Origin of the sequence: Modestobacter excelsi (assembly GCF_005930495.1) — a bacterium.
Lineage (GTDB): Bacteria > Actinomycetota > Actinomycetes > Mycobacteriales > Geodermatophilaceae > Modestobacter > Modestobacter excelsi.
Genome location: NZ_SJEX01000023.1, coordinates 46,899 through 55,319, shown reverse-complemented (window position 1 = coordinate 55,319; position 8,421 = coordinate 46,899). Strand labels below are relative to the sequence as shown.

The following is an 8,421-nucleotide window of genomic DNA, read 5'->3' as shown; positions in this document are numbered from 1 at the left end:
CGAGCGGACCGGGCCGGTGCGGCAGGGCGCACCTGCGTCGGGCGGGGGAGCGCGGAGGTGGAGGACATTGCATCGACCGATCTAGCCGGGCGCACCGGAGTTCTCCGGTGGGGGTCGTCCAGCCGTTGACTCGACCTGGGACGACCCGTCGGGCCTTGAGGGCGCGACCGCTCCAGTGGTGAAAAGCTACCGCGCTGGAGCGCGACACGCACACGGTCTCGACGCGCTGACGGTACGCTTGCCCACCCTCACGCGGAGTCACCGGCTGCGGCCACCGCGGACTGCCGCGGCCAGCTCGGCGCCCGGACCCGGCGGGCCAGCGCTGCGGCGGCGGCCAGGGCGGCCGCGGCGGTCCACACCGCCCGGGAGAGCCGGACCGCCCGGCGGATGTCCCCGCGCTCCGGCGACCGGCCGTCGCCGAGGGCCGGACGCTCCTCGACCCGCTCGCCGTAGACGTTGCGTCCGCCCAGCCGCACTTCGAGGGCGCCGGCCAGTGCGGCCTCGCAGCGCCCGGCGTTCGGGCTGGGATGGGCCGCGCCGTCGCGCTGCCAGGCACGCCACGCCCCGGCCGGGGAGGCCCCGACCAGCGGCGCGGTGAGCACGGTGAGGGCGGCCGTCGCCCGGGCGGGCAGCCAGTTGAGGACGTCGTCGAGCCGGGCGGCGGCCCAGCCGAAGCGGAGGTGCCGGGGCGACCGGTACCCGACCATCGCGTCCAGGGTGTTGGCCGCCCGGTAGGCGAGCAGGCCGGGCAACCCGGCGACCGCGCCCCAGAACAGCGGCGCCACCGCGGCGTCGGAGGTGTTCTCCGCCACCGACTCGACCGTCGCCCGCACCAGCTCGGCCTCCGCCAGCCCGCTGGGGTCGCGCCCGGCGAGGGTGGACAGGTGCGCGCGGGCGGCGGGCAGGTCGCCGTCGGTCAGGTGGTGCTCCATGGTGGTGGCCGCCCGGCCCAGCGAGGTGCCACCGAGCACCGCCCAGGTGGCCACGGCGGTCAGCGCGGTGCGGGCGAGCGGGCGGCCCGCGGTCAGCCGCTGGGCCGCGACCCCGGCAGCGGTCGCCGTCCCGGTGCAGACGAGGGCGTAGCCGGCCCCCGCGGCCCGCGAGTCCCGCCAGGTGCGGCGTTCCAGCGCGGCGGCGGCCCGGCCGAAACCGGCGACCGGGTGGCCGCGCCGCGGGTCGGCCAGCAGCAGGTCGGCGAGAGCGCCGAGGGCCAGTCCGGCCGCCGTCGCAGCACCTGGTCGGCCCGCGGTCGTGCGCTGCTCCCGGGGAGGCAGCAGAGCACGAGCGTCGGCGGAGGACATCGCCGGTGACTGTAGAGAGCCGGGACGTCCCTAGGATCGACGGTCATGCGCCTGCCCGGCCGTTACGACGGCGTCGCCCGGCCGATCGTCACCTACGGCAGCGACCCCGTGCTGCACCGCTCGTGCACCCCGGTCACCGAGTTCGACCGGGCGCTGCGGCACCTGCTGCTGGACATGTTCGCCAGCATGCACGCGGCCGACGGGGTGGGCCTCGCGGCGAACCAGATCGGCGTCGACGCCCGGGTCTTCGTGATGGACTGCCCCGACGCCGACGGCGAGGACGTCATCGGCTACGTGGTCAACCCGGTGCTCACGGTGCTCGACCCGGTCGGCGACGAGCCGGCCGTCGAGGTGACCGAGGAGGGCTGCCTGTCGGTGCCCGGCCCCTACGCCGAGCTGGAGCGCGCCTTCCGGGCACGGGTCGACGGGGTCGACGCGCACGGTGAGCCCACCTCGATCGAGGCGACCGGCATGGCCGCCCGCTGCCTGCAGCACGAGGTCGACCACCTCGACGGCACCGTCTACGTCGACCGGCTGCCCGAGGAGCTGCGCGAGCGGCTGCTCGCCGAGGCCGCCGGCCCCGAGGGGGAGCTGCCCGCATGACGACGCCCGAGGGAGCACCGCAGGGAGCGCCGGCGACCGAGGGGCGGATCGAGGGCGGAGTCGCGCCAGTGAGCACGGCGTGAGTGCTCCCGAGGGGTGGACCGTCACCGTCGTCGGCATCGGTGCCGACGGCTGGGACGGGCTGTCCCCGGCCGCCCGGCGGGCGATCGCGGGCGCCGACGTGCTGCGGGGGAGCTCGCGCCAGCTCGGCCTGGTGCCCGCAGAGGTGGACGCCGAGCGGGTGCCGTGGCCGTCGCCGATGGCGCTGGCCGTCCGGGAGCTCCCGACCGCCCACCCCGGCCGCCGGGTGGTGGTGCTGGCCAGCGGGGACCCGATGTTCTCCGGCATCGGCACCACGCTGGTCCGCTGGTTCGGCGCGGCCGCGGTCGACGTCGTCCCGCACCCGTCGTCGGTGACGCTGGCCTGCTCGCGGATGGGCTGGTCGGTGGAGGAGACCACGGTCGTGTCGGTGGTCTGGCGTCCGCTGGAGCTGCTCGTCCCGCACGTCACCCCCGGACGGCGGCTGGTCGTGCTGGGCGCGGACACCACCACGCCCGGTCAGGTGGCCGACCGGCTGCGGCAGTGGGGCTACGGGGCGAGCCGGCTGACCGCACTGGCCCAGCTCGGCGCCGCCGCCGAGCGCCGGTTCACCGGCACCGCCGACGAGTGGGCGCACGCCGAGACCGACCCGCTGGTGGTCACCGCGGTCGAGGTCGTCGCCGACCCCGGGACCGTGCCGCTGCCGACCGTCCCGGGCCTGCCCGACGAGGCCTACGCCAGCGACGGGCAGCTGACCAAGCGCGACGTCCGGGCGGTGACGCTGTCCCGGCTCGCCCCGTTGCCGGGCCAGCTGCTCTGGGACGTCGGCGGGGGCGCCGGCTCGATCGGCATCGAGTGGATGCGGGTGCACCCCTCCTGCCGGGCGGTGGCCGTCGAGTCCCGGCCCGACCGCGCGCACCGGATCGGGCAGAACGCCGCGCGGCTCGGCGTCCCCGGGCTGCAGGTGGTGGAGGGCAGAGCGCCGGAGGCGCTGGGCGGGCTGCCCGCGCCGGACGCCGTCTTCGTCGGCGGCGGGGCCACGGTGCCCGGCGTGCTGGAGAGGTGCTGGGACGCGCTGACCCCCGGTGGCCGGCTCGTTGTCAACGCCGTGACGGTCGAGAGCGAGGCGGTGCTGGCGCAGTGGCAGGCGCGGGTCGGTGGCCAGCTGACCCGGCTGCTGGTCGCGCACGCCCAGCCGGTCGGCGGCTTCACCGGCTGGAAGCCCGCCATGCCGGTGACCATCTGGAGCGTGACGAGGTGAGGATCCTGTCGCCGGGAGCGGCTCCCGGTCATGGGGCACGGCACCTGGCCGCGGTGCGATCCGTGAGGATCGCAGTGTGACGATCCACTTCATCGGGGCAGGGCCGGGGGCGCCGGACCTGGTCACCGTGCGGGCCGCGCGGCTGATCGCGTCGGCGCCGGTCTGCCTCTACGCCGGCGCGCTCGTCCCGCGCGAGCTGCTGGACACCGCGCCGGCGGGCGCCCGGCTGGTCGACACCGCCGACCTGGACCTCGACCAGATCACCGCCGAGCTGGTCGCCGCGCACCGGGCCGGACAGGACGTCGCCCGGCTGCACTCCGGCGACCCGTCGGTCTACAGCGCGATGGCCGAGCAGATGCGCCGGCTGGACGCCGCGGGGGTGCCCTACGACGTCGTCCCGGGGGTGCCGGCGTTCGCCGCCGCTGCGGCCTCGCTCCGGCGGGAGCTCACCGTGCCGGGGGTGGCGCAGACCGTCGTCCTCACCCGGACGTCGGCCCGGTCGACGCCCATGCCGCCGGGGGAGGAGCTGGCCGCCTACGCAGCGACCGGTGCCACCCTGGTGCTGCACCTGGCGGTGCAGCGGATGGACGAGCTCGCACCGGAACTGGCCGCGCACTACGGCGACGACTGCCCGGTCGCGGTGGTGGCCCGGGCCAGCCGGGACGACGAGCGGGTGCTCCGCGGCACGCTCGCCGACATCGCCGGCCAGGTGACCGCGGCCGGCGTCCGGCGGACCGCGGTGGTGGTCGTCGGCCGGGTGCTGGCCGCCGAGCAGTTCCTCGACAGCCACCTCTACTCGACGACGCGGCCGCGCTGATGTCAGGCGCGACCGACGATCCTCCCGGCCCGGTCGATGACCACGACGTCCACCTCGACCGGGGCCCCGAGCAGCACGGCCTCCGCCGTCCGGCGAGCGCCGGCGGCGACGAGGTCGCCCAGCGGAAGCCCGGCGGCCTGGGACTGCAGCAGCGCGTCGAGCGCGCTGTTCGCCGTCCGCACGCCCTCGACCAGCTCACCGTCGGCGCCGGCCCCGGCGACCAGGTCGGCCAGCGCCGCGAACGAGACCTGCGACCGGCCCGAGTGCAGGTCCAGGTGCCCCTCGGCCAGCTTCGCGAGCTTCCCGATGCCGCCGGCGACGGTCAGCCGGGGGACCGGGTGCCGGCGCAGGTACTTGAGCACCGCACCGGCGAAGTCGCCCATGTCGAGCAACGCGTCCTCGGGCAGGCCGTAGAGCTGCTGCACGGTCCGCTCGCTGGTCGAGCCGGTGCAGCCGGCCACGTGGGTGTGCCCGGCGGCGCGGGCCACGTCGATCCCCCGGCGGATCGAGTCGATCCACGACGAGCAGGAGTACGGGACGACGACGCCCGTGGTGCCCAGGATCGACAGGCCGCCGAGGATCCCGAGCCGCGGGTTCCAGGTCCTGCGGGCCAGCTCGGCCCCGTTCTCCACCGACACCTCGACGACGACGTCCCCGGCACCGCCGAACCGGCCGGCCACCGCGACGACGTGCTCGGTCATGAACTGCCGCGGCATCGGGTTGATCGCCGGCTCGCCCACCGCCAGCGGCAGGCCGGGCTTGGTCACCGTCCCCACGCCTGCGCCGGCCCGGAAGACCACACCGCTGCCGGGCTCGCCGAGCGTGACCGTCGCGGACACCAGCGCGCCGTGGGTGACGTCGGGGTCGTCACCGGCGTCCTTGACGATGCCGACCGTGGCGCGGGCGCCGTCCAGGGCCTCGCGGGCCAGCGCGAACGACGGGTGCCGGCCACCCGGCAGGTCGATCGTCACAGGGTCGGGGAACTCCCCGGTCAGCAGCGCGGTGTAGGCGGCGGTGGTCGCGGCGGTGGCGCAGGCGCCCGTCGTCCAGCCGTGCCTCAGCCCCGCGCCGTCCCTGCTCACGGAGCCATTCTCGGGGGTGCGTCCACGTGACCGGTCAGGTGCTGGTGCTCGGCGGCACGGGGGAGGCGCGGCAGCTCGCCGCGGCGCTGGTCGCCGACGGTGTGGACGTGCTCTCCAGCCTGGCCGGCCGGACGGCCGAGCCGGTGCTGCCCGAGGGGCCGGTGCGGGTCGGCGGTTTCGGCGGCGCGGAGGGGCTGGCCGACTGGCTGGCCGAGCACCGCCCGCGGGCCGTCGTGGACGCGACCCACCCGTTCGCCGCCGGGATCACCGCCTCGGCGGCGGCCGCCGCGGCGGCGCGCGGCACCCCGCTGCTGCGGCTGCAGCGGCCGGGCTGGACGCCGCAGCCCGGGGACGACTGGCGGTCCGTCGGCTCGCTGGCCGAGGCCGCCGCGGCCGTCGCCGACCGCTCCAGCGTCTTCCTCACCACCGGCCGGCAGGGCGTGCGCGCGTTCGCCGACCTGCCCGGGCGGGTGCTGGTGCGCTCGGTCGACCCGCCCGACGAGCCGCTGCCCGCCGGCGCGACCCTGCTGCTGGACCGCGGACCGTTCAGCGTCGCCGACGAGCTGGCGCTGATGCGCGAGCACGCGGTGGACGTCGTCGTCACCAAGGACTCCGGTGGGCACCTGACCGAGGCGAAGCTGACCGCCGCCCGCGAGTTGGGCATCCCGGTCGTGCTGGTACGCCGGCCACCGCTGCCGGCCGGCGTCGAGACCGTGGCGACGGTCGACGAGGCACTGGCCTGGCTGCGCGGCCGATGAGCCGGCTGGTGCTCCTCGACATGGACGGCACGCTGGTCGACTCGACGCCGGGGATCTGGGCCTCGGTCCGGGTCGCCGCGGCCGAGCTCGGCCTCCCCGAGCCGACGCCGGCGCAGCTGCGGTCGATGGTGGGCCCACCGTTGCAGGACGGCTTCGCCGGCGCCCTCGGTCTGGTCGGCGACGACATCGACCGGGCGGTGGCCGCCTACCGCGCGCACTACCGGGCCGGCGCGATGTTCGACGCCCACGTGTACCCCGGCATCCCCGAGCTGCTGGCCGCGCTCCGCGCCGATGGGGCGACCCTCGCCGTGGCGACCAGCAAGCCCGAGCCGTTCGCGGTGCAGGTCCTCGAGCACGCGGGTCTGCTGACGGCGTTCGCCGGCGTGCACGGCGCGACGCTGGACGGCACGGTGCGGCACAAGCACGAGGTGGTGGCCGCCGCGCTGGCCGCGCACCCGGCCGGCGAGCGGCCGGTGCTGGTCGGCGACCGGTCGCAGGACGTGCTGGGCGCCGCCGCGCACGGGTTGCCCTGCGTGGGCGCCGGCTGGGGCCCGGCGCTGCCCGGCGAGCTGGCCGCGGCCGGTGCGGCGGCCATCGCCGCCACCCCGGCCGACGTGGTCGCGGCGCTGGCCTCGCTCTAGAGCCTGGGCCCGGCGATCCCGTGGACACCCCGGCCCGCGGACGGCGAGCCTGCCGCCCATGACCGCACGCATCTCGCACACGACGTTCGACTGCACCGACGCCTACGCGCTCTCGCTGTTCTGGTCGGCGGTGCTGGGGTTCGCCGAGGACCCGGACGACCCGAACGGACCGGGCCACGAGGAGTGCCTCATCGCCGCGCCGGACGGCGGGCAGCGGTTGCTGTTCATCGAGGGCGCAGCGACGCCGAGCGCGCCCCGGCGACCCCCTGACCCGCGGTCGGCACCCGTCGGTCACGATCCGGTCGCGACGGTGGGCCGTGCGGTTCTGTCGGACCCTGCGGGCAGAGTGGGGTCGGATGCACACCAGTGCTCTGCCGTGGGGGCGCTCTGCCGTGGAGGTGCACTGCCGTGATCGGTGAACCGCGGGCGATCGACCTGGACCTGCTGGACGTGGAGAGCGCGCTGCTCCGGGCGGCGGTCGGCGACTACGCCGCCGAGGCCGCCGTGCTGCTGCTGGCCAACTCCGGCCACTGGCTGCCCCGGCTGCAGGCCGCCGGTCTGATCGCCATCGCGCTGGACGGCGACGCCGACGGCGGTCCCTGGGCCGCGGTCCAGTGGGCCGACCTCGACGGCGCCCTGCGCAGCGGCGCGATCTCCGGCAGCGGTGGCCAGCTCCGCCTGCTGCGGGCGGCGGCCGGCCTCGCCGACGGCCAGCCGGTCGACCTCGCCGACCTGACCGCGGGGGTGGACCGGGCGGAGCTCACCCTGCTGCTGGCCGCGCTCGCGCACGCGGCGGGCAGCCACGAGCACGCCGAGGTCGTCCGTCCCGACGACGGGGTGGACGACGCCCGCGTCGCGTTGGGCCCGGTCGTCGCCTGGCCGGTGCGCGAGTGACCGCTGGGGGCGCCGGGTGACGCCGCGCCGGGTCACCGTCGTCGGCGCCGGGGTCATCGGGCTGAGCGTCGCCCACGAGCTTGCCCGCGCCGGTGACCGGGTGACCGTGGTCGCCGACCGGACGGCCGCGGACAGCGTGTCCGCCGTCGCGGCCGCGGTGTGGTTCCCCTACCGGGCCGGGGCGTCCCCGTCGATGCCGCGGTGGCTGGCCCGGTCGCTGATCCGGTTCGCCGAGCTCGCCGAGGACCCCGGGACCGGCGTGGACCTGCGGGAGGGGACGGTCGTGGAGCGGGCGCCGGGGGCCGATCGGTCCTGGACGGCGGCGGTCCCCGCGGCCCGCGAGGCGCTGCCCGCCGAGCTGCCGCCCGGTGCGCTGAGCGGGGTCCGCGCGACGGTGCCGGTGATCACCGGGTCGCAGTACCTGCCCTGGCTGGCGGCCCGGTGCGCGGCGCTCGGCGTCGGCTTCTCCCCGCGCACCGTCCCGGCGGTCGACGAGCTGGCCGGCTCGGCGGACCTGGTCGTGGTCGCCGCCGGGCTGCGGTCGGGGGAACTGCTGGACGACGACTCGCTGTTCCCCGTCCGCGGCCAGGTCGTGCGGGTGGCCAACCCGGGGATCACCGACTGGCTCACCGACGACGAGCACCCGGAGGGCCTCACCTACGTGGTGGCCCGGCGGGCGGACGTGGTCTGCGGCGGGGTGGCCGAGGTCGGGTCCTGGGAACTGGCCGTCGACCCCGCCGTCGAGGCCTCGATCCTGGCGCGCACCGCGGCCCTGGTCCCGGCGCTGGCCGGGCAGCCGGTCCTCTCCCGGGCCGTCGGGCTGCGGCCGGGGCGCGAGAGCATCCGGCTCGAGCACGTCCCGGGTGACGCCGTGCCGGTGATCGCCTGCTACGGCCACGGCGGTGCCGGGGTCACGCTGTCCTGGGGGTGCGCCGAGGCCGTTGCCGACCTGGCCGGAGCAGGCCTCGCCGGAGCCGGCTGAACGGTCGAGGGGTGAAGATCCACCGGGGCGGGCACGTAGCTGA

At 77.1% G+C, this 8,421-nt stretch carries 9 protein-coding genes and 1 pseudogene; 8 read left to right on the top strand and 2 right to left on the bottom strand.

From position 1 onward, the window contains the following. Positions 1 to 248: 248 nt before the first annotated feature. Positions 249 to 1,301, bottom strand: coding sequence for a cobalamin biosynthesis protein (locus tag FHL80_RS10300; RefSeq protein WP_138733331.1), 1,053 nt, complete (start codon positions 1,299 to 1,301; stop codon positions 249 to 251). 45 nt (positions 1,302 to 1,346) lie between these two features. Between FHL80_RS10300 and def the strand changes: the two genes are divergently transcribed. The 3 genes from def (at position 1,347) to cobM (ending at position 4,021) form a co-directional block, all read left to right on the top strand. Next, positions 1,347 to 1,904, top strand: coding sequence for a peptide deformylase (def, locus tag FHL80_RS10295; protein ID WP_138733330.1), 558 nt, complete (start codon positions 1,347 to 1,349; stop codon positions 1,902 to 1,904). A gap of 79 nt (positions 1,905 to 1,983) precedes the next feature. Beyond that, entirely contained in the window at positions 1,984 to 3,204 is a 1,221-nt protein-coding gene (gene cbiE, locus FHL80_RS10290) for a precorrin-6y C5,15-methyltransferase (decarboxylating) subunit CbiE (protein ID WP_138733329.1), read from the top strand. Between the two features lie 76 nt (positions 3,205 to 3,280). After that, positions 3,281 to 4,021: a precorrin-4 C(11)-methyltransferase gene (gene cobM / locus FHL80_RS10285; protein ID WP_138733328.1), complete on the top strand. Its 741-nt coding sequence runs from the start codon at positions 3,281 to 3,283 to the stop codon at positions 4,019 to 4,021. Between the two features lie 2 nt (positions 4,022 to 4,023). On the opposite strand, the gene FHL80_RS10280 is transcribed toward cobM, so the two are convergent. Continuing rightward, a complete protein-coding gene (locus FHL80_RS10280; protein WP_138733327.1) occupies positions 4,024 to 5,103 on the bottom strand; it encodes a cobalt-precorrin-5B (C(1))-methyltransferase in 1,080 nt (359 codons plus the stop codon). 26 nt (positions 5,104 to 5,129) lie between these two features. Here FHL80_RS10280 and FHL80_RS10275 point away from each other — a divergent pair, with 26 nt between their 5' ends. The 5 genes and pseudogenes from FHL80_RS10275 to FHL80_RS10255 form a co-directional block, all read left to right on the top strand. Further along, entirely contained in the window at positions 5,130 to 5,861 is a 732-nt protein-coding gene (locus tag FHL80_RS10275) for a cobalt-precorrin-6A reductase (RefSeq protein WP_138733326.1), read from the top strand. Continuing rightward, positions 5,858 to 6,502, top strand: coding sequence for an HAD hydrolase-like protein (locus FHL80_RS10270; protein ID WP_138733325.1), 645 nt, complete (start codon positions 5,858 to 5,860; stop codon positions 6,500 to 6,502). Before FHL80_RS10275 ends, FHL80_RS10270 begins: the two co-directional genes overlap by 4 nt. Before the next feature lie 58 nt (positions 6,503 to 6,560). After that, positions 6,561 to 6,914, top strand: coding sequence for a VOC family protein (locus FHL80_RS25445; protein ID WP_216870588.1), 354 nt, complete (start codon positions 6,561 to 6,563; stop codon positions 6,912 to 6,914). After that, positions 6,911 to 7,396, top strand: coding sequence for a hypothetical protein (locus FHL80_RS10260; RefSeq protein ID WP_138733324.1), 486 nt, complete (start codon positions 6,911 to 6,913; stop codon positions 7,394 to 7,396). The genes FHL80_RS25445 and FHL80_RS10260 overlap by 4 nt, the downstream gene beginning before the upstream one ends. Positions 7,397 to 7,409: 13 nt before the next feature. Further along, a pseudogene (locus FHL80_RS10255) lies at positions 7,410 to 8,378 on the top strand (FAD-dependent oxidoreductase); the annotation flags it as partial. Between the last annotated feature and the right edge of the window lie 43 nt (positions 8,379 to 8,421).

Coding starts and splice junctions, on each gene's coding strand:
- FHL80_RS10300 (WP_138733331.1), bottom strand. CDS start 1,301: ATGTCCTCCGCCGACGCTCGTGCTCTGCTGCCTCCCCGGGAGCAGCGC.
- def (WP_138733330.1), top strand. CDS start 1,347: ATGCGCCTGCCCGGCCGTTACGACGGCGTCGCCCGGCCGATCGTCACC.
- FHL80_RS10270 (WP_138733325.1), top strand. CDS start 5,858: ATGAGCCGGCTGGTGCTCCTCGACATGGACGGCACGCTGGTCGACTCG.
- FHL80_RS25445 (WP_216870588.1), top strand. CDS start 6,561: ATGACCGCACGCATCTCGCACACGACGTTCGACTGCACCGACGCCTAC.